22 protein-coding genes, 1 pseudogene and 1 riboswitch are annotated in these 23,799 nt (G+C 70.6%); of the genes and pseudogenes, 13 read left to right on the top strand and 10 right to left on the bottom strand.

The genetic code is table 11. The features are described from left to right. Window positions 1-7 precede the first annotated feature (7 nt). On the top strand, window positions 8-1,057 hold the full coding sequence (locus tag IEY99_RS26900; protein WP_189206880.1) for a glucose 1-dehydrogenase: 1,050 nt from the start codon (window positions 8-10) through the stop codon (window positions 1,055-1,057). 491 nt (window positions 1,058-1,548) lie between these two features. On the opposite strand, the pseudogene IEY99_RS26895 reads toward IEY99_RS26900, so the two are convergent. Then, window positions 1,549-1,819 (bottom strand): annotated as a pseudogene (locus IEY99_RS26895) (sigma-70 family RNA polymerase sigma factor); the annotation flags it as partial. A gap of 270 nt (window positions 1,820-2,089) precedes the next feature. Between IEY99_RS26895 and IEY99_RS26890 the strand changes: the two are divergent. After that, window positions 2,090-2,401 carry a hypothetical protein gene (locus IEY99_RS26890; protein WP_189206879.1) on the top strand — a complete coding sequence of 104 codons (312 nt, stop codon included), beginning with the start codon at window positions 2,090-2,092 and terminating at the stop codon, window positions 2,399-2,401. Between the two features lie 216 nt (window positions 2,402-2,617). Here IEY99_RS26890 and IEY99_RS26885 read toward each other — a convergent pair whose 3' ends face one another. Further along, window positions 2,618-3,067: a hypothetical protein gene (locus IEY99_RS26885; RefSeq protein WP_189206878.1), complete on the bottom strand. Its 450-nt coding sequence runs from the start codon at window positions 3,065-3,067 to the stop codon at window positions 2,618-2,620. A 210-nt stretch (window positions 3,068-3,277) separates the two neighbouring features. On the opposite strand from IEY99_RS26885, the gene IEY99_RS26880 reads away from it, so the two are divergent. The 4 genes from IEY99_RS26880 to IEY99_RS26865 all read left to right on the top strand — a co-directional run bounded on the left by IEY99_RS26880 (window position 3,278) and on the right by IEY99_RS26865 (window position 8,507). Continuing rightward, window positions 3,278-3,871, top strand: a complete 594-nt coding sequence (locus tag IEY99_RS26880) for a GrpB family protein (RefSeq protein ID WP_229799285.1) — start codon at window positions 3,278-3,280, stop codon at window positions 3,869-3,871. Between the two features lie 583 nt (window positions 3,872-4,454). Beyond that, a complete protein-coding gene (locus IEY99_RS26875) occupies window positions 4,455-5,027 on the top strand; it encodes a TetR/AcrR family transcriptional regulator (protein WP_189206877.1) in 573 nt (190 codons plus the stop codon). A 279-nt stretch (window positions 5,028-5,306) separates the two neighbouring features. Continuing rightward, the gene (locus IEY99_RS26870) at window positions 5,307-6,767 is read left to right on the top strand and encodes a sensor histidine kinase (protein WP_189206876.1); all 1,461 of its coding nucleotides are present in this window, start codon (window positions 5,307-5,309) and stop codon (window positions 6,765-6,767) included. 624 nt (window positions 6,768-7,391) lie between these two features. After that, window positions 7,392-8,507: an exonuclease/endonuclease/phosphatase family protein gene (locus IEY99_RS26865; RefSeq protein ID WP_189206875.1), complete on the top strand. Its 1,116-nt coding sequence runs from the start codon at window positions 7,392-7,394 to the stop codon at window positions 8,505-8,507. A gap of 492 nt (window positions 8,508-8,999) precedes the next feature. On the opposite strand, the gene IEY99_RS26860 is transcribed toward IEY99_RS26865, so the two are convergent. Beyond that, complete coding sequence (locus tag IEY99_RS26860) at window positions 9,000-9,350, bottom strand: BatC protein (protein WP_189206874.1); 351 nt, start codon at window positions 9,348-9,350, stop codon at window positions 9,000-9,002. Between the two features lie 7 nt (window positions 9,351-9,357). On the opposite strand from IEY99_RS26860, the gene IEY99_RS26855 reads away from it, so the two are divergent. The 6 genes from IEY99_RS26855 (at window position 9,358) to IEY99_RS26830 (ending at window position 16,699) form a co-directional block, all read left to right on the top strand. Beyond that, entirely contained in the window at window positions 9,358-10,287 is a 930-nt protein-coding gene (locus tag IEY99_RS26855; protein WP_189206873.1) for an exonuclease/endonuclease/phosphatase family protein, read from the top strand. A gap of 560 nt (window positions 10,288-10,847) precedes the next feature. After that, entirely contained in the window at window positions 10,848-12,521 is a 1,674-nt protein-coding gene (locus tag IEY99_RS35005; RefSeq protein ID WP_189206872.1) for a helix-turn-helix domain-containing protein, read from the top strand. A 96-nt stretch (window positions 12,522-12,617) separates the two neighbouring features. After that, on the top strand, window positions 12,618-13,553 hold the full coding sequence (locus IEY99_RS26845; protein ID WP_229799284.1) for an endo alpha-1,4 polygalactosaminidase: 936 nt from the start codon (window positions 12,618-12,620) through the stop codon (window positions 13,551-13,553). A gap of 17 nt (window positions 13,554-13,570) precedes the next feature. Next, entirely contained in the window at window positions 13,571-14,083 is a 513-nt protein-coding gene (locus IEY99_RS26840; RefSeq protein ID WP_189206871.1) for a SigE family RNA polymerase sigma factor, read from the top strand. Beyond that, window positions 14,080-15,096, top strand: a complete 1,017-nt coding sequence (locus IEY99_RS26835; protein WP_189206870.1) for a hypothetical protein — start codon at window positions 14,080-14,082, stop codon at window positions 15,094-15,096. The genes IEY99_RS26840 and IEY99_RS26835 overlap by 4 nt, the downstream gene beginning before the upstream one ends. A gap of 629 nt (window positions 15,097-15,725) precedes the next feature. Next, a riboswitch (cyclic di-AMP (ydaO/yuaA leader) is annotated at window positions 15,726-15,901 on the top strand. A 6-nt stretch (window positions 15,902-15,907) separates the two neighbouring features. Then, window positions 15,908-16,699: a C40 family peptidase gene (locus IEY99_RS26830; RefSeq protein ID WP_229799283.1), complete on the top strand. Its 792-nt coding sequence runs from the start codon at window positions 15,908-15,910 to the stop codon at window positions 16,697-16,699. Here the strand turns inward: IEY99_RS26830 and IEY99_RS26825 are convergent. Then, the gene (locus tag IEY99_RS26825; protein WP_229799282.1) at window positions 16,675-17,445 is read right to left on the bottom strand and encodes a YibE/F family protein; all 771 of its coding nucleotides are present in this window, start codon (window positions 17,443-17,445) and stop codon (window positions 16,675-16,677) included. The genes IEY99_RS26830 and IEY99_RS26825 overlap by 25 nt on opposite strands. Before the next feature lie 238 nt (window positions 17,446-17,683). Between IEY99_RS26825 and IEY99_RS26820 the strand changes: the two genes are divergently transcribed. Next, complete coding sequence (locus tag IEY99_RS26820; protein ID WP_189206868.1) at window positions 17,684-17,983, top strand: metal-sensitive transcriptional regulator; 300 nt, start codon at window positions 17,684-17,686, stop codon at window positions 17,981-17,983. A gap of 63 nt (window positions 17,984-18,046) precedes the next feature. Here IEY99_RS26820 and IEY99_RS26815 read toward each other — a convergent pair whose 3' ends face one another. The 6 genes from IEY99_RS26815 to IEY99_RS26790 form a co-directional block, all read right to left on the bottom strand. Further along, window positions 18,047-20,311, bottom strand: a complete 2,265-nt coding sequence (locus tag IEY99_RS26815) for a heavy metal translocating P-type ATPase (protein ID WP_189206867.1) — start codon at window positions 20,309-20,311, stop codon at window positions 18,047-18,049. An 11-nt stretch (window positions 20,312-20,322) separates the two neighbouring features. Next, window positions 20,323-21,297, bottom strand: coding sequence for a DUF8832 domain-containing protein (locus IEY99_RS26810; RefSeq protein WP_189206866.1), 975 nt, complete (start codon window positions 21,295-21,297; stop codon window positions 20,323-20,325). Between the two features lie 2 nt (window positions 21,298-21,299). Beyond that, on the bottom strand, window positions 21,300-21,506 hold the full coding sequence (locus IEY99_RS26805; RefSeq protein WP_189206865.1) for a heavy-metal-associated domain-containing protein: 207 nt from the start codon (window positions 21,504-21,506) through the stop codon (window positions 21,300-21,302). Between the two features lie 371 nt (window positions 21,507-21,877). Beyond that, the gene (locus tag IEY99_RS26800; RefSeq protein ID WP_189206864.1) at window positions 21,878-22,534 is read right to left on the bottom strand and encodes a DUF305 domain-containing protein; all 657 of its coding nucleotides are present in this window, start codon (window positions 22,532-22,534) and stop codon (window positions 21,878-21,880) included. Between the two features lie 82 nt (window positions 22,535-22,616). Next, window positions 22,617-23,075: a hypothetical protein gene (locus IEY99_RS26795; RefSeq protein ID WP_189206863.1), complete on the bottom strand. Its 459-nt coding sequence runs from the start codon at window positions 23,073-23,075 to the stop codon at window positions 22,617-22,619. 72 nt (window positions 23,076-23,147) lie between these two features. After that, window positions 23,148-23,711 carry a TetR/AcrR family transcriptional regulator gene (locus IEY99_RS26790; RefSeq protein ID WP_229799281.1) on the bottom strand — a complete coding sequence of 188 codons (564 nt, stop codon included), beginning with the start codon at window positions 23,709-23,711 and terminating at the stop codon, window positions 23,148-23,150. Window positions 23,712-23,799 lie beyond the last annotated feature (88 nt).

The raw sequence follows: 23,799 nt of genomic DNA, 5'->3' as shown, positions 1-23,799 counted from the left end.
AGATGCGATGCGGGCGTTGACCGTCGAACCGCTCAAGGCGAACAGCGCCGACGTACGCGATGTGCCGGACCCGGAGCCCGGCCCCGGCGAGCTGCTGGTCGAGGGCCTGTCGCTGGGCGTCTGTGGGACCGACCGGGAGATCGCCGAGGGCGAGTACGGCTGGCCACCGGACGGCGGGGACCGGCTCGTGCTCGGACACGAGTCGCTGGGCCGGGTGCGCAGCGCACCCGCCGACAGCGGCTTCGCCGCCGGTGACCTCGTCGTGGGCGTGGTACGCAGGCCCGACCCGGAGCCGTGCGGTGCGTGCGCCCGCGGCGAGTTCGACATGTGCCGCAACGGCCGGTACACCGAGCGGGGCATCAAGCAGCTCGACGGGTACGGCAGCCAGCTGTGGACCGTGGAGCCGGACTACGCAGTGAAGCTGGACGCCGGCCTGTCGGAGACCGGCGTCCTGATGGAACCCGCGTCGGTGGTCGCCAAGGCATGGGAACAGGTAGAGAAGGTCGGCGGGCGGTCGTGGTTCGCCCCCGAACGCGTCCTCGTCACCGGCGCCGGGCCGATCGGGCTGCTCGCTGCCCTGCTCGGCGTGCAGCGGGGCCTGGACGTGCACGTCCTCGACGTGGCCACCGACGGGCCGAAGCCCCCGGTGGTCCGCGATCTCGGAGCGCAGTACCACTCGGCCGAGATGAACGAGGTGGCCGCGCGGGTCAAGCCGGACATCGTCATCGAGGCGACCGGCGTGCCGAGCGTCGTCTTCGGGGCGCTGACCGGCAACGCCGCGTACGGGGTCGTCTGTCTCACCGGTGTCTCACCCGTCGGGCACAAGATCTCGGTCGACGTCGGCACCGCGAACCGCGAGATGGTGCTCGAGAACGACGTGGTCGTCGGCTCCGTCAACGCCAACCTGGCCCACTACGCCGCGGCCGCCGAAGCGCTGGCCGCGGCCGACGCCGGCTGGCTGGCCCGCCTGATCACCCGCCGGCTCCCGCTGGCCGACTTCGCCCAGGCCCTGGACGCCCGCCCGGACGACATCAAGGTCGTCCTAGACCTGCAGTGAGCGGGCCGCCCCGACGCCGTCGCGCCCGGGCCCCGCCGCGGGGCGGCGCGCCGGCAGCGGGCTCAAACCGCCGGCGTCCGGAACCGACCGCGCTCTCGGCCCACACTCCGCAGCGATAACGTACGGCTCGGCCTCCGATTGGCACCCGGACGGGGCCCGTGGCGTGAACCGGTGGCCACCGTGCCCGCCGTGGCGGGATTGCTGCTGTCCGCCGACGGTGTCATCGAAGGCTCCACCGATGACGGCACCCGCCTCGGCGAAGAACTCTTCGTCGATCTCGCCACCCGCCTGGCCGTCACCGAAGACCCCGACCGATACTTCGACGCCCTGCTGGTCGAGAGCCGACACGCCGGCGCCAGACGGCACAGCGACGACATCCCGTGCCGCACCGGCAGTGGACCACAGGCCATCCACCGGCGGAGACAGTGCTCGACCCGCGCTGACCCTGACCTGCACATCGTGACCCGTCTGCGCTGGTGGGCAACTGAGGATCAGGCAGCGACGTCCAAGTGCCCGCGCATCTTGACCAGCGCCTTGGTGAGCAGCCGGGAGACGGGCATCTGGGAGATGCCGACCTGCTCGGCGATCTGCGACTGGGTCAGGTTGCCGTAGAACCGCAGCGTGACGATCTTCTGCTCCCGCACGTCCAGGGCCGCCATCGTCGGAGCTAGAGCGATGCGGGGCCTCCGCCAGCTCATACTCGTGATCCTCGCCGCCGAGCGTCTCGCCCAGTTCGGTGCTGCCGTCGGCGCTGACCGGGGTGGGCACCTGGCGGGTCGCCCTGCGGACCACGCCAGTTAGCAGGCGCAGACAACCATCGCAGTCGCCGTCCTCCGGCGAGTATGGCGATAGTTCGCGCAGTTGTCCGGACCGGTGTCGCGGGCGGGCCGGATCCCCGTCCCGCATCTATGACATTGTCACCTCGCAGCTTCGACGAGTGTGAAGGTCCTGGCAACCGGGTAGATCACGGCAGCGCCGGTGATCAGGTGGCCGGCGGCAGTGATCCCCGAAGCTTCAGGAGTTGGTTTTCAGATGGCTACGTCTACCCCCATGCACAACGACGTCACGCGAGGTGCCCACAACCGCCTGCGCGGTGAGGAGACCAAGCCGTCATTCAAGACCACCGAGCTGGTCGTTTACGTGCTCGCCGTGATCGGCGTGCTGATCGCGTCGTACGTGGTCGGCGATGGCGCCAAGAACGACGGCGGGGACTACTTCGCCGCGGACAAGGCGTGGTGGTACATCACCCTGCTGACCATCGGCTACACGATCAGCCGCGGCCTCGCGAAGTCGGGCAGCCGCAGCAGCGACGTCGACCCTCGCACCGACGCGCACACGCACTGACCCTCTGACGTGGCCCCGGCGAGCTCGGCCGACTCTCTGAGGATGGCCGCCGCCGGGGCCTCGCCGTGTTCTCGCCTCGGCCGCGCCACGAATGCGCTTCGTAACGGCACCAGCCCTCTCGCGCCTACTTGTGCCGTCGCAGCGCGCCTACGCTGATCGAATGGCGCGGCAAGACGGCGACGCAGAGGAAACAGCCGCCGCGTCATAGGACTCCCCCTATCCGTTCTGCGCCGGGAGAAGGATCGGATTCAGCTCGGTGAGCATCGCCATCAATCGATGAGCGCCGTGGCGGACTTGGTCATCCGCGTCCTTGGTCAACGCCTCACACTCGCGCACAGCGGCATCCCGGTCGCTGGCGAACACCCCCAACACTTCCACTACCGCTGCGTCGATCCAGTCGACGTGGTCAGGGTCGGCAGTACCAAGTGCTAAGGCGACCGTCGCGAGGCCAGTCTTGTCCCGACGCCGCAGCAGCGCCTCCGCCGTTACCCGGGTGACGAACGTATCCTCCGCGTCGAGTAGGAGGTCCAACAGCATTCCCCGGGCCTGAGGTACGTCGACCAAGCTCGCCAGACCGCGGCCTGCGTCAGCTCGGTCGCGGTAGTCGGAGCTTCCCGCAAGCTCAATCAGCGCAGCCACCGCACCGCGTCTCGCCTCGTTGCCCATGACCTCATCCTCCCGGGGCGCATGACCTCGCCTCCCGGCTAGCGTCTCACCGTCGTGTGCGCGGCAGTCACGAGACATCCTTTAGCCAGCCGTTGACAACGCGGCCGTCACAGTGACGCCGATCGCTCGAACGCCGCAAGGCCGAACCTCGACGTCGAGAGACGAACGCCGCAGGAATCTTCCCGCACCCGGTGCGCTACCTTGCTCCACGTGTCCATTCCAGACTCGGCCGCCGCGACATTCATCGTTGCGTACGATCCGGCCTGGCAGCGACAGGGGGAAGCTCTCGCCAGCGAGTTGCATGTCGCGCTGATGCCGCTGGCGCTTCGGGTGGATCACATCGGCAGCACTTCCATTCCGGGCATGGCAGCGAAGCCGGCGATCGATCTGCAGGTCAGTGTCGCCGACCTCGACGCCGCGGCGACCGCGTTCGATGGGCCACTGGCCGCCTTCGGGTTCTTCCGACGACCGTACGAGCAAGACCACGTACCGGCCGGTCGTGACGACCCGCCGCAGCGCTGGGCCAAGCGGTACTGGAATAAGCGGAACCCCGGTGAGCAGCAGGTCAATCTGCACTGCCGACTCGTCGGCTCGCCGAACGCGCGGCTTGCCCTGCTGTTTCGAGACTGGTTTCGATCCCACGCCCAGGCCGTGCCGGCGTATGCGCGGTTCAAGGGTGTTCTGGCCGCCGCCGTTGACGACGTGGACATCTACACGGACGTCAAAGACCCAGTGGTCGACCTCGTCGTGATTGTCGCGGAGGAGTGGGCGACTGCCACCGGCTGGTCCCCGGGACAGCGTTGACCGTCGGCGATCGAATGCTCGTTAGTTGGTGGGTGTCTCGCAACCTGTTCCGCAGGTAGCGTGATTTTGGCCTGCCGAGGCACATTTCTGCCGTTCTCATCACCGTACCGTGACGGTGATGAGAACGCGTGAAGCCGGGAGGTGATGTCCCTGTCTCATCCGATCGGCCCTAAGCCCCATCCGTCCTGACGCAGATCGGTTCCATGTTGGTGACCGTTGATGTCTGCGTAGTGACAGGACGACTTCAAGGCATCGCTCCTGAACGGCGGACTGGATTCAGGACCTACTTCGGGGAGCGGGCGTTCAGTGACTGGGGCGGTGTCCAGCCCAGCCAGCAAGGAGCAGACCGGCGACCACTAGGACGATATGGCCAGCCAGTTGAGCCCCGAAGCCGCCGGGTAGCCAGCCGAGCAAGCCAGCGTTGTCGTGGTCCACGAGTTGGCGCACCGTGCCTTGAGCTCCGTAGACCAGCAGAATCATGCCGACAACCAGCGTTGCTGTCCTCATGGCAAAGCCCCCCTATATTGGTACGACTGCACCAAATCTTATTGGTACGACCGTACCAGATCGATGGGAGCTTCGAATGCCTCGCCAGGTCGACCATGAGGCACGACGCCGCCACATCGCTGCTGCGGTATGGCGGCTGGCCGCATCCGGAGGGCTCGAAGACGCGACGATCCGGCGCGTCGCCGCGGAGGCGGGAGTACCCGCCCGACAGTTGCAGTACTACTTCGGCACCCGCGAGGACCTGCTACTCGGCGCTCTCGAGCTACTCAACCGCGACGGTGAAGCGGAGGCCCGGGAACGCGTCGCCGCGCTAGGCCCGGAGCCGGAACCTCGCGACATACTGCGCAGCGTCCTGCTCGAATTCCTCCCGCTCGACGAGAGCCGCCGACAACGGCACCTGGTGCACATGGCCTACTTCGTTCGGTTCATGACCGAGGATGCCCTACGCGATCGGATCCGCGACGCGCCGCCGGAGCTGGAGGATCTGATCGCCATGCTCCTGCCAGAGGGACGGCGCGACGAAGCGGACTTCCTGCTGGCGGGAACGACCGGTCTGCAGGGCCAAATGCTGCTCGGGCAGCTGAGCGCGGAGCGGGCGATCGAGCTGATCGATCACCAGCTCGACCGGCTCTTCGCGCCGGTGGATTGACCTGCGGATCAGGTCGGCGGCCAACTGCAGAGGCCGACTCATCGGTGCTGTTGCGATTTCGCGCCGAGTGTGACGCAGGTAGAGCATGCCATCTTGCGAAGCTCGCGCGGCCGCCGCTATCGCCTTCTAGTATTGGCAAATAGGGCGAAGGGTGGCCAATGGGATCCGAGCATGCCTTGCGGGCAGTCCTCGATAGCCTCGAAACGGTCGTGGTGGGGTGCGACGCCGAGGGTCGCGCCATGCTGTGCAATCAGGCTGCTCGGGACCCTCTTCGGCCCCTTGATCGACGACATGCCGGTCACCTCGTGGCTGGAACATCTCAACGTCACCGATACCCACGGTCGTCGCGTGCGCGGCGGAGATTCGCTCCTGGCGCGTGCGTTGGCCGGCGGCAAGATCGACGCCACTGAGGTGGTGTTCACTGACCCGGACGGGACCTGGCGATCCTTCAGAGTCCACGGCAATACCGTGCCGGACGACGGCCCGGTCGCCGCGGTCGTCGCTTTGCACGAGACCACCGTGCAGCGGCGCACCGCGCGGCTCAAGGACTGCGAGATGCGGGTCTCCGATCTGCTGGCCGAGCCCGAGCCGCCCGACACGGTGATCACGAACGTCGTGCGAGTGATCGGGGACATGCTCGACTGGGCGGCCACCGAGTTCTGGACCGTCGATCCGGTCGGGCAGGTGTTGCGCCGCGGACCCTGCTGGGCCGCGCACGGTCACCAACTGCCCTGCGATCTGCCCGACCAGCTCGGCGAGGGCGAAGGCGTCGCCGGCCGCGCATGGCGCACCACCGACCCTGCCTGGTCGGGTGACTTGCGCGCTGACGCCGACGCCGCGCGGCAGACCCATGACTGGGGCACCCTTCGCGGGGCCCTCGCCGTGCCCGTCCCCCAAGGCGGTGTCACTCTCGGGGTACTTGTCTGTTACAGCGGTCACTGCGAGACACCGGATGACACGCGCACCGCCGTGATGACCGGCATCGCGGCGCACATCGGCGAGTTCTTCTCCCGCCGCAAGGCTCAGCAGTACGCCGCCGAGCTGGATCAAACCCGCAACGAGTACATCGCGCTGGTCGGTCACGAGCTGCGCACCCCGTTGACCAGCATCCAGTCCTACACCGAAGTGATGCGTGCCGAGCCGGGCCTATCGGCTGAGGAGCGGGCGCCGATGCTCGAGGTGATGCACCGCAACGCCACCCGCGTGCACACGCTGATCTCGAAGCTGCTCGACGTTGCCGGTACCCGCTCCGGGCACATCAGCCTGGAGCCCGTCCCGGTCGACCTCGCCGCCTTGGCACACGAGGCCGCTGACCAGGCCGCAGCCGACTCGCCGGTAGCGGTGGCGGTCAACAGCCCACCGCAGGCGATGGTGCAGGGCGATCCGCACCGGCTCCGTGCGGTCATCGACGAACTGCTCACCAACGCCGTCACGTGGGCACCGGAAGACAGCACTGTCGGGCTGACAGTGCACGCCGATGAACACACCGCCGCGCTCGCGGTCACCAACACCGGCCCGCGCATTCCCGCCGAGGAACGCGACCGCATCTTCGAGCTGTTCATGCGCACCGCTGACGCCCACCAAAAGGGCGTACCCGGCACCGGGCTCGGTCTGACCTTCGCCCGGGCCGTGGTCGAACAACACGGCGGCACCATCGAAGTCAACGAACCCGACGAGGCGGCCACCACCTTCACCGTGCGACTACCCACCAAGCTGCGTCACCACGCAGCCGTTTCCTGACGCTTCCGGGGTGCGCGAGTGCTTGGGCCTCTCTGCCGGTCAGGTGCCGGCGGAGAGGCTCCAGAATGCTTGTTCGAACGTGGAGATCGGATTCGATACCGCCGTGCTGGACCCGCCACCACATCACGGCAACCGATCCTTCGCTACGAGGGTGAGGAAGGTGGCAGTAAACGTGGGAAGACGCAACGGACGGCAGCGGCGGGGCCCGTCCGGACCTGACGAGCGCGACCCCGTACCGGCCACGACGTCACCTCGGGGCACCGTCGGGCGGGCTTAGCTTGAGCGCGTGCGGCAACGTTGCGGTGCATCGCGTTGTCGTTGCTTTCGGCTGGTAGCGCGGGTGCAACGTTTCTACCTGCGGAAATGCAATGTGGACTGCTTGCCGCCCGGGTGGTGGCAGTGGACAGGATGAATGCGTATCCGACGCCTCGGGCCCACTCGGGCCGGGCGCCGGGTAGTGGTCCGGGCCCGGGACCTTCTCCGCAATTCCATTGTTCACGGAAGGAGTCCGTGTTGATCTGGCACAGAGCACGTGCGGTGTTCGCGCCGCCGAAAGCCGGACGGCACTACGAGGCGTTTCGTTCCCGGCCGGCCTCGCCGGTCCCCATCGCAACGCTCGGACCGGTGTCGCACCGTACGGTCGCTCCCCGCTGGGCGCGCCGGGTGGCCGCGGCCGCCCTGGTCGTCGCGACCGGAGGGACCGGTGCGGCGCTGGCGCTGGCGTCGCCGGGCCCGGTGGCGCATGCCGCCGTGGGTGAGCGCACCGTGATCACCTACAACATGCAGGGCGGTTCGTCGCAGGGCGAGTCGGCGTGGAGCACCGAGGTGGGCCACACGCTGTCCCCTGACAACAATCCGGGCGGCGCCGAGCTCGTCATGTCGCTGCAGGAAGCCGGCAGCGCCGACTGGGTGCCGGGCCGGCACACCGACACCCAGACACTCATCCCGGTCAACGGCGGTCCGGCTTTCACGATCCGTACGTACAGCGACTGGGAACAGCACCGCACGCCCTACACCATCTACTGGGTGCCGACCGACCCCAACGGCAACCGGGTGAACCTGGCGATCCTGGTCCCGTCCCGTCAGCGACCCCAGGGGCGGATGCTGGTCACCAGCCCGATGGGCGGCCGGCCGGCGTTCGGCATCAGGCTCGGCCAGACCTGGTACTTCACCGTGCACGGATTCACCGGCAGCGGCAACGACATGCCGCCTCTCCTGCGGGAGATCGCCGCCGCCGTGGGCTCCGCGCCGTGGCACGTGTTCGGCGACTTCAACGTGGATCCGGGCGTGTGGGACAACCCGGAACACCCGCACTTCGTCCTGCCCGCCGGGGCACAGGTCCAGCGCACCGAGACGTACACCCACTTCGGGCCGGAAGGTGACCTCGCGGAGCTCGACTACGGCATCACCTCCGGGGAGGCGCCGCCCGGATCACGGACCATCATCCCGCCGCAGATCCCCAACGGTACGGACCACGTGCCCGTCGCCTTCGGGATGAACCTGCGCGCCCGCGGGGAGCAGGAACCCACCATCGAACCCCCGCTGGGGCGGGAACACCCGGCCGACCCGGCGATCCCGGAACCGATCGGGCCGATCGGCCCGGTCTGGCCGAAGGAGCCCTGGCCCGACCTGCCGGAGGAGAAACCCGAACTGCCCGGGGATCCGGGCCTGTGCATCCCCCCGGCCAAGTCGACGCTGTGTGAAGAAATCGGCCACAAGCCGAATCCCCCTCAGCCGTGACATCTGAGTCCCGGTGAAGACAGTCCCGCCCGCCGCCGAGCTCACGCCGAGGCGGGCGGGACCCCCGGGCGAGCCGCACGCCCGGCCGGTCGACGAGCGGGCGATCGGTCCTCGCCCGGGCCATCCCGAGGCCGGCGGAGATCCGGCCCCCTGGCTGCGCGCCACCTCTTCTCGAACCGCGAAGGAGACTGCTGTGTGGATGCTCCACAGGACGTTTCCGGCGACACCCGCCGGAGAACGCCGTCCGCTGCCCCAGCCGTACGCCGGAGGACGCCATGCGGCGGCCGCGGGTGGACGCCATCGTGCCGCACCCGGCGCACCGGCGGCGCGGCCGTTCTCGTCGGCGCGCCCGCTACCGGTCTCGCACCGCCGCGCTCCCAGCCGGTGGGCCCGGGCCGCCGGCTGGGCGATCGCCCTCAGCATCCCGAGCCTCGCCGGCGCGATGGCCATGTATCCCGCGGACGCCGTCACCACGGCCCCCACCGTGGTGAGCTACAACCTGCACGGCGCCGCGACGAGCCCGCGCCCGCCGGCACCCGGTCCAGCGCCGTCAGCGTCCGGACCAGCACCATCGAGTCCCGCGCCCGACCCGGCACCGCCGACATCCGCACCGGCACCGTCGATGTCGGCCTCCCCGACATCCGCACCGGCACCGTCGATGTCGGCCTCCCCGACATCCGCACCGGCACCGTCGACGTCGGCCTCCGACCCGGCACCGTCAGCAACCGGAGCCGGGCCGTCTGCACCCGGACCGGCGCCTTCGGTGTCAGTGTCCGGCCAGGTGTCCGCGGCACCATCGGACGCATCGACGCCGGGCGAGACTTCCTGGGGTCGGAAGATCACCGCGCTGTTGCGTCAGCACAACCCGGGCGGCGGCTCGTTGGTGATGGCGTTGCAGGGAACCGGCCCCCTCACCGGCCTGAGTGACGTGGCCACCGCCTCGACCCCGGTCACCACAGTCGGTGGCCGCGAGGTCTTCACCTACCGTACGGGCACGCTCACCGTCGACGAAGTCAGCTATCGCGTCCACTGGCCGCTGGCCGGCGGGAACCGGCCGACGGGCCTGGCCCTGGTCCTGCCCGCGGCGCAACCCACCGACGGGTTCATGGTGGTCCCCCATCCCGAGGGCGACGGTTCCCGGCCGGCGTTCGGCGTACGGATCAGCGGCACCTGGCTCTTCACCCTGCACGCCACGGCCGGTGGCCGCGACGCTCCGGCCCTGCTGCGAGTCATCGCCGACGCCGCAGGCGAGGCGCCGTGGCGGGCCGTCGGTACCTTCGACGTGAACCCGCGGGCGTGGAACGATCCCCGCCATGCGCGGTTCGTGCTGCCCGTCGGGGCCGCCGTGCAGGCCAGCGGCCACTTCACCCACGTCACCGGCAGCGGCAACGCCCGGGAGATCGACTACGGCGTCGCCTCCAGCGCCACCGCGGCGCAGCCGTTCGCCGCACCCTGGCGCCCCTCGCCCGCCGGCAACCATGCACCCGTCATCTTCCCCGCCACCACAGCACCGGACGACGACCAGCCCGGGCAACCCCGCCCAGAGCCGTCCACTCCCGCCCCCTGCCTCGACCCGATCCCGCTGCCCCGACCCGAGCCCAGCGCTGGACCGATGGTCCCGCCCCGACCCGACCCCAGCGCCGGACCGATAATCCTGCCCGGACCCGACCAGCCCTCCACCGCTCCTCCCTCCGCATCCACTCAGGACGGTGGGGACGACTCCGGAAGCCCGCCGCGCGACTGCACACCAACCGCCTCTCCACAGTCACCGAGACCCTGAGATACAGCAGATGAGCAGGGAGCCGGATCTCCGCAGCTGGAGCGAACCGGTCGAGTCCTTCCTCGCGCCCGCATCACCGCGTCGCCCCACCCGGCGTCCGCAGCCGTGGCAACCGCACGCGGAGTCGTGACCTCCACAAGCGCACCCGCAGCGGCAGCGGCAACCGCGCTAGGCAACTGCACTTGGTGACCGCAATTGGCATTCGCACCTGGCAATCGCTCTCGGCGGCCGTCCGGCGCGGAGCGGCTCGGCGGTCGTCCGGCGCGGAGCGGCTCGGCGGCCGTCCGGCGCGGAGCGGCTCGGCGGCCGTCCGGCGCGGAGCGGCTCGGCGGCCGTCCGGCGCGGAGCGGCTCGGCGGGCGTCCGGCGCGGAGCGGCTCGGCGGCCGTCCGGCGCGGAGCGGCTCGGCGGGCGTCCGGCGCGGAGCGGCTCGGCGGTCGTCCGGCGCGGAGCGGCTCGGCGGGCGGGACGCCGTCAGTACACGACCTACCGATGGTCCGGCATCACCACTATGTTGATCCGTTGATGTCGATGTCATGGACTATCGCGAGAAAGGCCGGTATGGACAATCCAGGGCAGGCAACCACCCGGCGCAGCCTCAAACCGATCATCGACGGGCTCACCGACGAGCATCGGGCCCTGGTCGTACGGCTGCGCGCCCTGCGCGAAGCGTGCGGCACCAGCTCGGCACAGATCGGCCGCAAGGTGCACTGCTCCCCGGCGACCCTGAGCCGCTGGCTCAGCGGCGAGTCCTTTCCCGACGGCACGGCCGTACTCCGCTTCGCGCAGGTCTGCGCCGACACCGACCCCCAGACCACGCAGCTCCTGTGGAAGCGGGCGGCCGCCGGACGCGCCCAGCCCCCTGCGGAGACCGTCACCGTGAACCGGCCGACCCTCAGCACGCCGGGCGACATCCCGGCGCCGCCCGCCGAACCGCCGCCCGCCGAACCGCCGCCCGCCGAACCGCCGCCCGCCGAACCGCCGCCCGCCGAACCGCCGCCCGCCGAACCGCCGCCCGCCGAACCGCCGCCCGCCGTGCGCGCCGTTCCGGCCGCATCGGCATACGCCGCACCAGCACCCGCGGCGCCACCCGCACCCACCGCCGTCGCGGACAGTGTGAGCGGGCGGTTCGCTGCGATGTCGGACGCGCCGGGAACGGTGGGGGCGGCGGGAACCGTCGGCGAGGCGAGGGCCGGTGCGGCCGCGGCGAGGGCTGATGCAACCGCCGCGGGAGCTGATGCGGGCGCGGCGAGGGCTGATGCAACCGCACCCACCACGCCGCGTCGGCCCGCGCCGACACCCACGCCGGACAAGGCACGCCCACCGGCACCCGGATGGACGCCCGCCGCCACACCGCCCGCCGCCACACCGCCCGCCGCCACACCGATCCCCGCCACACCGATCCCCGCCACCCGCAGCGCAGCTCTCACCGCCGTACCGCTGGGCCGGCACCGCCGCACCGACCGTGCCAGGCGGTCGCGGCGTCCCTTGATAGCCGCCGTGACCTGCTTGAACGTGCTCGCCGCGGCCTTCATCGCCACCCGGCTCCTCGATGCCGACGAACCACCGTCCGCCGCCGCGACCCCTGCGCAAACCCTCGACGCACCGGCCTTCCCCGCAACGGCCCCGTCACAGGCAGGCTCGGCGTCGACGTCCGCCGCCGCCGTCACACCGCCCCCGGCGTCGGCTTCGCAGAACAGGCCGGCACCACCGGCAGCCACCGCCGCCCCGCCGCGTCCAGCTCCCACCAGCCCGCAACGCCCGGCCCCCACCGCCGTCAAGCTCGGCGCCACCGAGAAATCCACCACCTGGGAGCGGCCCGTCGTGGTGAAGAACCAGGTCACCGGCAAGGCACTGCACGTCCTGCAGGACAGCAACACGGTGGCGCAGCAATCCGTCACCGGGGAGCTCCGCCAACAATGGAAGCTGCACGCGGGTACGGAGGGCAGTCAGATCATCTCCATCGCGACCGGACAGTGCCTGAGCGTTCCCCCGCGGGAGAACGACACCCACGTCCTGCAACTGCGGCGCTGCGGCGGTACGCCCGTCGAGTACGAACACTGGCGGTTCCCCGGCGCTCCCACGGGCGGCATCGCGATGCAGAGCGAAGCCAGCGAGTACTGCGCGGGCGTGCAGAACCGGTCCACCGAGGACGGCATCGGGATCGTCCACAGCCCGTGCACGTGGGAACCCACCGACGACCAGGTCTGGTTCCTCGTCAACATCGCCTCCTGATCGGTGACGCAAAGTTTTCGGCCTCCGTTGACAGCAGGACGCGGCCGCCGCCGCGTTCCAGAGTTGGATCGCTGATCTTCGACCGAGGGAGCAGGCATGTCGGCACGCGAACAGAGCAGGTCCCGGTGGCGCCCGCGCGGCGTGGTCGTCGGGACCACCATGCTGGTCCTGGCCGTCGGCACGGGGGTGGCGGTGGCGGACGACCACGGTCCGGACCGGGCCCGGCCGGGTGCGGGTGTCGCGCGGGCCGCGGACCTGCAAGCTGCCGGACCGACCTCTCCGGCACCCCGGGCGCCGGACGCGGCCGTCGGGCGCTTCGCTCCGCCACCGGCGAACGCCGGCGTCGACTATCAGATCGGTACGCCGTACCCGCCGCCGGCCGGCGTCGACGTGGTGCTGCGCGACCACGGCGCCGCACCGGCGGCCGGCAAGTACAACGTCTGTTACGTCAACGGTTTCCAGACCCAGCCGGAGGACGCCGACTGGTGGCGCACCCGCCACCGTGACCTGCTGCTCACCCGCGACGGCCAGGAGGTGATCGACGAGGAGTGGGGCGAGATCCTGCTCGACATCTCCACGCCGGCCAAACGCTCGGCCCTGGCCGCCATCGTCAACGGCTGGATCGACGAGTGCGCGCGCAAGGGTTTCCAGGCGGTGGAGGTGGACAACCTCGACACCTTCACCCGCTCCGACGACCTGCTGACCGCCGACCACGCCACGGCGTACGGGAAGCTCCTGACCGACCACGCCCACGGCCGCGACCTCGCCGTCGGCCAGAAGAACGCCGCCGAGCTGGCGGCGCGGATGCGTCCGGCGACAGGCTTCGACTTCGCCATCGCCGAGGAGTGCGCCCACTGGGACGAGTGTCAGACGTACGTCGAGACGTACGGCGACCGGGTCATCGTGATCGAGTACACCGAGGATGACTTCGACGAGGCGTGCCGTGGCTTCGGCCGTACACTGTCGATCGTTCTACGGGACCGTCTCGTGACCGCACCGGGCTCGTCCGACTACGTGTACCGAGCCTGCTGACCGAGGGGCCGCAGCGTATGTCGAGGGGATTCGACGCCTTCGTGGTGGCCCGGGGACATGCGCTGCTGCGTTTCGCCCACGTCCTCTGCGGCGATTCGCACCTGGCCGAGGATCTCGTCCAGGAGGTGCTGGCCCGGGCGCACCGGCGCTGGGACCGGATCGAGGCCATGACGTTGCCCGAGGCGTACGTCCGCAAGGCGGTCGTGCGGGAATTCCTCTCCTGGCGCCGCCGCCGGTCCAGCACCGAGCGGACCATGGCCGAGCTGCCGGACCGGCCGCCGCTCACCGCCGACCCGGCGCACGAGCTGGCGGCCCGGGACGAGATGTGGACGTTGCTCGCCGGCCTCCCCCGGGCCCAGCGGGTCGTGCTGGTCCTGCGGTTCTATGCGGACATGACCGACGAGGAGATCGCCGTGACGTTGGATTGCGCCCCGTCGACCGTGCGGGCGCACGCTTCCCGTGCGTTGGGCCGGCTCCGCGCGGCGCTGGCCGACCGGGCCGGTAGCGGAAGCAGGGCGGGGGCACAGTGAGCGATATAGACCGCCGGGTGCGCGAGTCGCTGCACGAGCACGCCGAGCGTACGCCGGCCGCCTCGAGCCTCCTGGCCGACGTCCATCGCCGCTCCGCGCGGCTGGGCCGCCGCCGGCGTCTCACGGCGCTCGGGGCCGGACTGGCGGCGGTCCTCGCCGTCGCCGGGGTGGCCGGCACGGTGGCCTGGCCGGGCGGCGGAAGCCCGTCCCGGCTCGCCGCGCAACCTCCGCAGGACGTCCATGATCCTTCCGCGGGGTTGTCGCTGTCGCCGCCGTCCGCGGCTGACGTGCCCGTGTTTCCGTACCGGCCGGGGGTGACGCCGGCCGGTGGGCTGGCCCCGCCGGTCGTCTCGGTCGAGGCCGGGTGGATCGTCGCGTACTACGAGGCGAAGGACCCCGTGCGCGGCGCCGACGTCACGGTGAGCGTCGGTGCGGGCCGACCGCGCTTCGCCGCGCCGGCCGGCCCGGTGGGGGAGAGTCCGCACCGGCTGCGCGGCGACCGGACGGCCACCCTGCGCCGGGTCTCCGTGACGCCGGCCGCCCAGCTCAGCCTCTACTGGCAGGAGTCGCCGACCCGATGGGTACGGATCGACACCGACGACACGCTCACCGACGCGGAGCTGGTCAACTTCGCCAACCGGCTGCGGCCGGACACCGTTCCGGCGGCCGCGCCGTTCCGGCTCGACCTCGCACCGGCCGGCATGCCGGTGGACACCGTCACGACCTCCACGATGTCCTGGCGGCCCGCCGGCGGGACCGGCACCGACGCGGACCGGATCAGCTGCACGCTGATCGGCGCCCGACCGCTGACCGGGCCGACCACGCCGGTCGGGCGGTACCGGGGAACGCTGCGCCGCACCGCGGCCGACACGACGCTCACGGTCGCACTCGACGACCGGGGACAGTCGCTCGTCGTCCGGGTACCGGCGCGGTACCCGGTCGGCGACGCGGATCTGATCCGCTTCGCCGCCGGGGTGCACCCCACCGAGCAGGCCGCGTCAGCCGGCGACTGATCGCGCCGTGCCGGTCGATGCTCGTCGCGAGCGCCGTCTTGGCAGTCGAGGTGACGACCGCCGGCTCCGGCTCGTTCAGCGCCATGGGGGAAGACTCCGACCTCCTGCAGGTCGGCCTCAGCATGCTGTTCCGGCTACGCGGAGTCCTGGACCCCACCCAAGCCATCCCCGGCCTGAGTGCGTCGCTATCGGAGGCGATGGCGCTGCAGGAACTCCTGTCGTGCAGCGAGGCGACCCAATCCGAGCGGCCCGTCCACCCAGGATCATGCCCATCAAGGACGGCAGGTGACCGATGACGACATCGGCCGTTCGGGGACGAATCAAGCAAACAGGGACGCTTGAGACAGCCTGAGACCCTCCATGACCGGCATCAGTCCGCCATTTTCTGTGATCAGAGCCACCCGCAACCTTAACCTCTGGGTAGTCAAGTGCCCGCCCACTGCAACGGCATTTGTCACAGCGAGGTCACAAACCGGACACCGGGCGATATGCCAAACACGCACGGTTACAGGCGGCGGCCGACGGCCGCTCCGGAAATCGGATAGGCAAGAGGGGCTGGTGAGCGACCGCTCGCCGCTCGCACCGCCCGGATCATCGCCGAGCCCTGCCCCGGTCCCAGTGGTGCGACCACGAAGTACACGCACAACCACACAGGCATACGGGGCAGGGACGGGGGACCCATATCCGGTCCATCCCGGGTCGCAAGGCCCGGCGGACCTCGGGGTGAAGCCGCCTTTCCGGCGGCCGGGCACACCTTCCCGCCCGAACCCGACAGCTAACCTCGCAGGCGTGCCGGAGGGAATCTTCTACCGTGCACGAACGCAGTTCGAGCCGTGGCCGCCGCATGTCCGCCGGCACCGCAACCGTCGCACTGTCCCTGGGTCTCTGCCTCTGCGCCGGCCAACTGGTCGCGACGCCGGCAGCCTCCGCGGCATCCGCTTCCGCCGCCACGACGACGGTCGCCGCAGCCCCGGTGAAGCCGCGCATCTCCGCCTCGTACGACAAGCGCACGATCAGCCGAGGTACCAAGGTCCGAGTGACCACGACGGTGATCGACCCGAAGACCGGCAAGAAGCTGGTCGGCGGGTACGTACTCCTCCAGGGCAAGTACGGCAACAAGTGGAAGACCTGGCAGAAGCGGCGCAACACCTCCGGGGTCGTCGCCTTCAAGACCGGTCCCCATGTGACCAGGTTGTTCCGCACCACCTACGGCGCGGCAGCCACCAAGCCCATGAGGATCACCGTCAGGGCCGATGGCTCCAAGATTCTCGCCGAGGCCAGGAAGCACAACGGCGCGCCTTACGTGTTCGGCGCCGCGGGCCCCAGGCGCTTCGACTGCTCGGGTTACACGCAGTACGTCTACCGCAAGGCCATCGGCAAGAAGCTGCCGCACAAGGCGAACCTGCAGCAGAACTACGGCAAGGCCGTGAGCAAGAGCAACAAGAAGCCGGGCGACCTGATCGTCTTCCGTTCCGGCTCCTACGGCACCCACGTCGCCATCTACGCGGGCGGCGGCTACATGTGGGCCGCACCGAAGCCGGGTGGCTCCGTCAGCAAGCAGAAGGTCTACAGCAACAACTACGTCGTGCGCCGCCTGGTCTGATTTCTCGGCGCGGAGGTGCACAGGTGGGGGGCGCAACCGGTTCGGTGCGCCCCCACCTGCTCCGATGCCGCGTCAGACGAGCTGGCGCCGGGAATCTGAGGGGTCTCCTTCTCCTGCCAGCCGGGGTGCCGCTCCACGAACGCCGCCCACGGGTCGTCGGCCGGGCGCGGGCTCGCCCGGCTTGCAGCGGCGGGCCGGACGACGCCGTCGCTGTCGACGTCGGACAGTTTCTCGGGGTGGGAGGTGCGTGCGGCGACGAGCGCGGCGAGGGCGGTCGTGATGGGAACGCCGGCGATGAGCCCGATGGTGCCGACCGCGGCGCGGACGAGTTCCTGGGCGATGAGTTGTCCGGTGAGTAGTTCTCCGGCGGGTGTGTTACCGACGGCGAACAGCAGCATCAGCGGCAGCGACGCGCCGGCGTAGGCCAGCACGATGGTGTTGACGACCGAGGCGATGTGGGCGCGGCCGATGCGGGTCGCGGCGCCGTAGAGCTGCCGGAACCGGTACTTCGGGTTCGCGCGTGCCAGCTCCCTGACGGTCGCGGACCGGGTGACGGTCAGCAGCCACAGCTGCGTGGACCGCTGGAAATCCGAGATCGAGTAGGTGACGCCGCCGCCGTCGGGCTTCTGCAGCATCAGCAGCACGGCGTCGTCGCCAGCGGTGACCTGTACCGCGCCGGGACCGGCGGGGATGTCGGTCGTGACGGTGGTGCCCGTGTCCGGGCCGCTGGCCAGTTTCACGGTCACGGTCCCGCAGATCGCATTCGGGGCGACAGGAAAATCGTCTTCTGCTTCCGGCCCGGCGGGGCACGGCTGCGGCGACACGGCGAGGACCTGACCGTGGACCTGGGTCGGGCCACCAGGTGGTGTCGGAACGGCCGGGGTGTCGCAGGGCCAGAGCAGCACCATCGCGGCGACCGTGAAGCAGCTCCAGGCCCTGCCCAAGGGCGCCGACGTGGTACGGGTACGGGGTATGTTGGCGGCCATGGTGGAGAAGACGTCGGCGGGACAGCACGGCTACTCGGCGGAGAAGCAGGCGTTGCTGTCGCGGTTGCGCCGGGTGGAGGGCCAGATCCGCGGGCTTCAGCGCATGGTCGACGAGGACACGTACTGCATCGACGTACTGACCCAGATCTCGGCGGCGACGAAGGCGTTGCAGGCCGTCGCGGTGGGGCTGTTGGAGGACCATCTGCGCCATTGCGTCGTCCAGGCCGCGGCCGAGGGCAACGCCGACCAGAAGGTCAAAGAGGCCACGGCGGCGATCGCCCGGCTCGTGCGGTCCTGACTTTCTCCCGCGGAACCGGCCGGCGGCCCGCCCGAGACCAGATCGCCTCGGACGGGCCGGCGGTTACTGCACGGTGGTGAAGCGGCGCAGTCGCAGGCTGTTGGCCACGACGAACACCGAGGAGAACGCCATGGCGGCTCCGGCGATCATCGGGTTCAGCATGCCGGCGGCGGCCAGCGGCAGGGCGGCCACGTTGTAGGCGAAGGCCCAGAACAGGTTGCTCTTGATGATCCGCAGCGTGCGCCGCGACAGGCGGATCGCGTCGACCGCGGCCATCAGGTCACCGCGTACCAGGGTCAGGTCGGATGCCTCGATGGCGACGTCGGTGCCGGTGCCCATGGCGAGACCCAGATCGGCCTGGGCGAGCGCCGCCGCGTCGTTGACGCCGTCGCCCACCATGGCGACCGCCTTACCGTCGGCCTGCAGCCGTTTGACCACGTCGACCTTGTCGGCGGGCAGCACGTCGGCGAAGACCTGCTCGATGCCGACCTCGTCGGCCACGGCTCGGGCGACGGTGGCGTTGTCACCGGTCAGCAGGACCGGGGTGAGCCCCAGACGCCGCAGCGCCGCGACGGCGTCGCGGCTGGTCGCCTTGACGACGTCGGCGACCGCGAGGGCACCGCGGGCGGTGCCGTCCCAGCCGGCGACGATGGCGGTTCGCCCGCCCTGCTGCGCCGCGGCGAGCGCCTGCTCGACCTGCGCGGGTACGTCGAGGCCGGCCTGGCGCAGCAGCGCGGGACGTCCCACGACCACCTCGTGGCCGTCGACGGTGCCGCGCACGCCGAGCCCTTCGGTGTTGGCGAAGTTCGCGACGGGCGGCAGATCGCCGGCGATGTCGGCGGCGCCGCGGGCGACGGCCTGCGCGATGGGGTGCTCGGAGGCGGCCTCGACCGCGCCGGCCAGGCGCAGCAGCTGCTCGCGGTCCTGACCGTCGGCCGGTGTGACCTCGACGAGGGTCATCCGGCCGGTGGTGACGGTGCCGGTCTTGTCGAGCACCACCGTGTCGACGGTGCGGGTGGATTCGAGTACCTCGGGGCCCTTGATGAGGATGCCGAGCTGGGCGCCGCGGCCGGTGCCGACCAGCAGCGCCGTCGGGGTGGCCAGGCCGAGCGCGCACGGGCAGGCGATGATCAGTACGGCGACCGCGGCGGTGAACGCGGCGGTCCAGCCGCCGCCGGTGCCGACCCACCAGCCCAGCGTCGCCACGGCGAGCGCGATGACGATCGGCACGAACACTCCGGAGATCCGGTCGGCCAGGCGTTGCACGGCGGCCTTGCCGGTCTGGGCCTGCTCGACGAGCGTGGCCATCTGTGCCAGCTGGGTGTCGGCGCCGACGCGGGTAGCCCGCACGATCAACCGGCCGCCCGCGTTGACCGTCGCGCCGGTGACGGTGTCGCCCGCTCGCACCTCGACCGGCACGGATTCCCCGGTCAGCATGCTCGCGTCGACCGCGGAGCTGCCGTCCTCGACGATGCCGTCGGTGGCGATCTTCTCCCCCGGCCGCACCACGAACCGGTCCCCGACGGCCAGCTCGGTGATCGGGATGCGCCGCTCGGCGCCGTCGCGCAGCACGGTCACGTCCTTCGCGCCGAGTTCGAGCAGGGCCCGTAGGGCGGCCCCGGCGCGGCGCTTGGAACGGGCCTCGAAGTAACGGCCGGCGAGGATGAACGTGGTGACGCCCGCGGCGGCCTCGAGGTAGATGGCGCCGGCGCCGTCGGTACGGCCGATCGCGAGCTCGAACGGGTGGGTCATGCCGGGCGTGCCGGCGGTGCCGAAGAACAGCGCCCACAGCGACCAGCCGAACGCGGCCAGGGTGCCCATCGAGATGAGGGTGTCCATGGTCGCGGCGCCGTGGCGCAGGTTCGTCCAGGCCGCCGTGTGGAACGGCAGCCCGCCGTAGACGACCACGGGTGCGGCGAGGGTGAGCGACAGCCATTGCCAGTAGGTGAACTGCCAGGCCGGGACCATGGCCAGCGCCACCACCGGGACGCTGAGCACGATCGCGACCCACAGCCGGGTCCGCAGGGCGCGCAGCTCGTCGACCGGTGGCGCCTGCTCGGCCGGATCATCGCCGGCCGAGCGCGGCGGCGCCGGGACGGCGGCGGTGTAGCCGGTCTTCTCGACCGTGGCGATCAGATCGTCCGGGGTCACCTGGTCGGCGTAGCGGACGGTGGCCTTCTCGGTGGCGTAGTTGACCGTGGCGGTGACGCCGTCCATGCGGTTGAGCTTCTTCTCGATCCGCGACGCGCAGGAGGCACAGGTCATCCCGCCGATCGACAGCTCGATCTGGTGCGGGGCCGTGGGCAACGGCTTGGCGACAGAGGCCATGACTGCTCTCCTTACCCGTGGGTGTGGCTGTCATCGCCGTGACTCGGCGACGGTTGCGGCGACGCGGTGCCCGTCGGCGGCGGCGCGGCGGCTTGCCGTCCGGGCGCTGCGGCGACGGCGGTGAACTCGGCGGTACGCACCTTCCCGGCGTGCTGGAAGTCCAGGTACAGGCGGTACGCGCCGGCCGAGGGGACTTCGGCGGAGAAGCTGATCTGCGGCCCGGCGGCGGTCCGGCCGTCGCCCGGTGCACCGTCCGGGTGGACGTGCAGGTATGCCAGATCGCCGTCGCGTAGCGCCACCAGGTGCCCGTACGCGCCGAGGTAGGGCTGCAGGTCGGTGACCGGGCTGCCGTCCTTGCTGACCGACAGGGTCAGCTTGGAGGAGGTGCCCGGGACGAGGGTGCCGTTGAGGGTCACGGTGTAGCCGTCGACCGTGGCGCTCGCCGCCGGGGCGGGCAGCGCGGCAGGGCGGTAGTGGCCCGGTGCGGCGACGTCGACGCCCAAGGTGAGTCCTTCGGCCCGGCCGGCCGGTTGGAAGTCGGCGAACGCCCGGTACTGCCCGGGCGCGGCCACGGCGAGCGGGACGCTCCAGGTGCCGTCCGCGGCGAGGCTGGGGTGCACGTGCTGGAAGCCGGACAGGTCGCGGCGCACCACGATCAGGTGCAGGTCCTTGTCGTGGCTGGTGGTGTAGCGGGTCACCGGGGTGCCGTCGGGGCCGGTGATCTGGAACCGGAACGGCTGAGGGGCGCCGGTGGCGAGGGTGGCGGTCAGCGGGGTGAGCCGGTAGCCGTCCTGGGTGACTTGCAGGCCCGCCGGCAGATGCGTGGAGGCACCGGGGGTCTGTTCGGTGCTGTTGCTGTCGTGGCCGGCGGTGTGGGCGGCGGTCGTGGCCCGGGTCGGGCCGACCGCGTGGCCGAGCCCGAGGGCGGCCGTGAACACGGCCGCCAGCCCGAGCGTGAAACCGCTCACCTTGACGGTGGTGCGCATGACTACCTCGCAAGTTCGTAGCCGGCCTCGTCGACCGCGGCCGCTACGGCGGCGTCGTCGACGGGCTGGTCGCTGGTGACGGTGACGGCGCCGCTGGCCAGGTCGACCTGGACGTCGGTCACGCCGGGGATCTGCTTGATCTCGGAACTGACCGAGTTGACGCAGTGCCCGCAGGTCATACCGGTCACCGTGTACGTCGTCGTCGCCATGGCGAACTCCTCCTCGAACGGTCGGGTGTGCGGACGCCTGTGCCCGCCCACCAACGACTGTACCCATACCCCCTAGGGGTATGAAGTGTTGAGAGGGTGAGTCGCACCTCAGCGCAGGAGTTCTCAGAGAAGGCGGCTCGGGCGTGATGCGCGAGTCGATACGGCGCAAACGTGCGGCGTCAGGAAAGGTTCGGTCGTGCCACACGGCGGCTCACCATCCGGTCGCCGCATTCGAGATCAGTGCAAGTCGCGACTCCGCACGGACGGCTCACCGCAGGAACTCGGCAGCTCTGCGAGGACGAACTGCCGTTTGCTGCCTTACGCGCGTGTGCCGGGCGCCTGCGCGGCGCCCAGCACACGCGCCTCACCGGTCAGAGTCGCTCGAGGATCTTCTTCATCGTGGCGATCTCCGCCTGCTGGTCCGTGATGATCTTCTGGGCGAGGGCCTTGGCTTCGGGGTTGGACCCCTGCGCCGTTTCCTGCTGAGACATCTCCACGGCGCCCTCGTGGTGGGCGATCATCATGGTGAGGAACTGCTTGTCGAAAGCCGCTCCCTTGGCGTCCCTCATCTTCGCCATGTCCTTCTCGGACATCATGCCGGGCATCGAGCTGTGGTCCGTGCCGTGCCCGCCCATGCTGGGCAGGGCGGTGGGCTTGCCCCAGGCGGTCAACCACTGGGTCATGGTGTCGATCTCGGGCTGCTGGGCTGCCATGACCTTGGTCGCGAGGTCCTTGACCTCGGCGTCGGCGGCGCGACCGTCGGCCATCTCGGCCATCTCGATCGCCTGCCGGTGGTGTTCGATCATCGACTGGGCGAACGTCACGTCCGCGTCGTTGGACGTCGACGCACCGGCCGAAGCGCTGACCGGAGCGCTGCTGGTCGCGGTCATGCCGCCGTGGTTCATCCCCGAGTCGGAGGAGGTACTGTCGCCGCCGCAGGCGGACAGGACCAGGGTGGCGGTGACAGCGGCGCCGGCGAGCAGGCTGCGACGCAGGACAACGGAAGACAGGGCAGAAGTGCTCATCATGGGTGAATGACCTTTCAGAAACGGTAACGATGGTGCGCGTGAACGTCTCAGGGCGCCGGCATGGGCGCGCGCCGAGGGCGTTCTATATGCGCAGCACCGCCACCGAAGCCACGGTCAATCCCCAGCGCCGTCGCGGCGGCGGCCTCGGCCCGCCCAGCACGGACAGTCGCCGGCGGCCCGCCCCCACGGCGCCGCCCGCCGCGAACAGCAAGAGTGCCGCCAGAAGCATGACCACGCCGAAGCCGCCGAGCACCGCCAGGCACACCGCCCAGCCGCTCATGCCGCCATGGCCCGGCCCGCCGCCGCAATGACCCTCCGGGCAGTGTCCGCCGGGCGCGCCGACCATCTCGGCGACAGCCGCAGGGAAGGCACCTGACCCCATGGCGGGCCCGGTGACGGCCATGGCGACCGCAGGGTCGTGGCTGTCCACGTGTGGGTCAGCGTGGCCGAGCGTGTGCATGGTCGCCAGCCCGAAAACGGTGCAGAACAGCAGCAGCCACCGGACGGCACGCCCGACGCCTGGTGCTCCTGCGCTGGTCACGGCCTCCACGCTAGCGCGCCCGCCGGCCAGCGGCGCAGGCATCCCCGGCCCGGGGTGCCGGGTCGTGAACGGTCACGGGCGCAGCCCGGACAAGGTCACCGCAACCAGGCGATGGACCGCCTCCTCGGCCATGCCGGTGCAGGCGCTGAGGGCGTGCAGGCAGTAGGCGGCCAGTTCCGTGGCGGGCACATCGGTACGCACGTCTGCAGTACGCGCGGCGTCGTCGATGAGTTCAACGACGAAGTCGTGCAAATGCCGATGAGCCTCGACTGCGTGACTGTCGCGGTGCAGTCCGGCGGCGAGGTCCCCGACCGGGTGATCGCGACGCAGCAGGGCGTACGTCAGCAGGACGGCACGCAACCTGTCCCCGGGGTCCTTCTCGCCGGCGCGAGCCTCGGCCAGCTGGTGCAGATGGCGGTGAATCTGCCGCTCGTGCCAAGCGACCAACACGGCGTCCACGTCCGGGAAGTACTTGTACAGCGTGGCTCGTCCGATCCCGGTCGTCTGCGCGATCTGCGACATCGTCACCGACGCGAGCCCTCGCTCGGCAACGAGCCGCTGCGCGGCATCCAGTGTCGCGTCGCGCACCGCGCGCCGGTGCGCCTCGATGGTGTCGTTCCACAACCGGGGGGCCACGCCGCCACCATACGACACACCGGTCAGGGTACGACACATCGTCATTGACAGAGACAGGCTGTCTCGATAAAGCTGTGCCGGATGTCCG

Origin of the sequence: Couchioplanes azureus, from assembly GCF_014648355.1 — a bacterium.
GTDB classification, from domain to species: Bacteria; Actinomycetota; Actinomycetes; order Mycobacteriales; family Micromonosporaceae; genus Actinoplanes; species Actinoplanes azureus.
The sequence above is the reverse complement of the archived record's forward strand: the minus strand, read 5'-3'. Positions and strand labels throughout refer to the sequence as shown.

Bases quoted from the DNA above. Each gene is read 5' to 3' on its own strand.
- IEY99_RS26800 (WP_189206864.1), bottom strand. From the start codon at position 22,534: ATGATGAGCACTTCTGCCCTGTCTTCCGTTGTCCTGCGTCGCAGCCTG.
- IEY99_RS26815 (WP_189206867.1), bottom strand. From the start codon at position 20,311: ATGGCCTCTGTCGCCAAGCCGTTGCCCACGGCCCCGCACCAGATCGAG.
- IEY99_RS35005 (WP_189206872.1), top strand. From the start codon at position 10,848: ATGGACAATCCAGGGCAGGCAACCACCCGGCGCAGCCTCAAACCGATC.
- IEY99_RS26840 (WP_189206871.1), top strand. From the start codon at position 13,571: ATGTCGAGGGGATTCGACGCCTTCGTGGTGGCCCGGGGACATGCGCTG.
- IEY99_RS26820 (WP_189206868.1), top strand. From the start codon at position 17,684: ATGGTGGAGAAGACGTCGGCGGGACAGCACGGCTACTCGGCGGAGAAG.
- IEY99_RS26890 (WP_189206879.1), top strand. From the start codon at position 2,090: ATGGCTACGTCTACCCCCATGCACAACGACGTCACGCGAGGTGCCCAC.
- IEY99_RS26810 (WP_189206866.1), bottom strand. From the start codon at position 21,297: ATGCGCACCACCGTCAAGGTGAGCGGTTTCACGCTCGGGCTGGCGGCC.
- IEY99_RS26845 (WP_229799284.1), top strand. From the start codon at position 12,618: ATGTCGGCACGCGAACAGAGCAGGTCCCGGTGGCGCCCGCGCGGCGTG.
- IEY99_RS26875 (WP_189206877.1), top strand. From the start codon at position 4,455: ATGCCTCGCCAGGTCGACCATGAGGCACGACGCCGCCACATCGCTGCT.
- IEY99_RS26805 (WP_189206865.1), bottom strand. From the start codon at position 21,506: ATGGCGACGACGACGTACACGGTGACCGGTATGACCTGCGGGCACTGC.
- IEY99_RS26885 (WP_189206878.1), bottom strand. From the start codon at position 3,067: ATGGGCAACGAGGCGAGACGCGGTGCGGTGGCTGCGCTGATTGAGCTT.
- IEY99_RS26900 (WP_189206880.1), top strand. From the start codon at position 8: ATGCGGGCGTTGACCGTCGAACCGCTCAAGGCGAACAGCGCCGACGTA.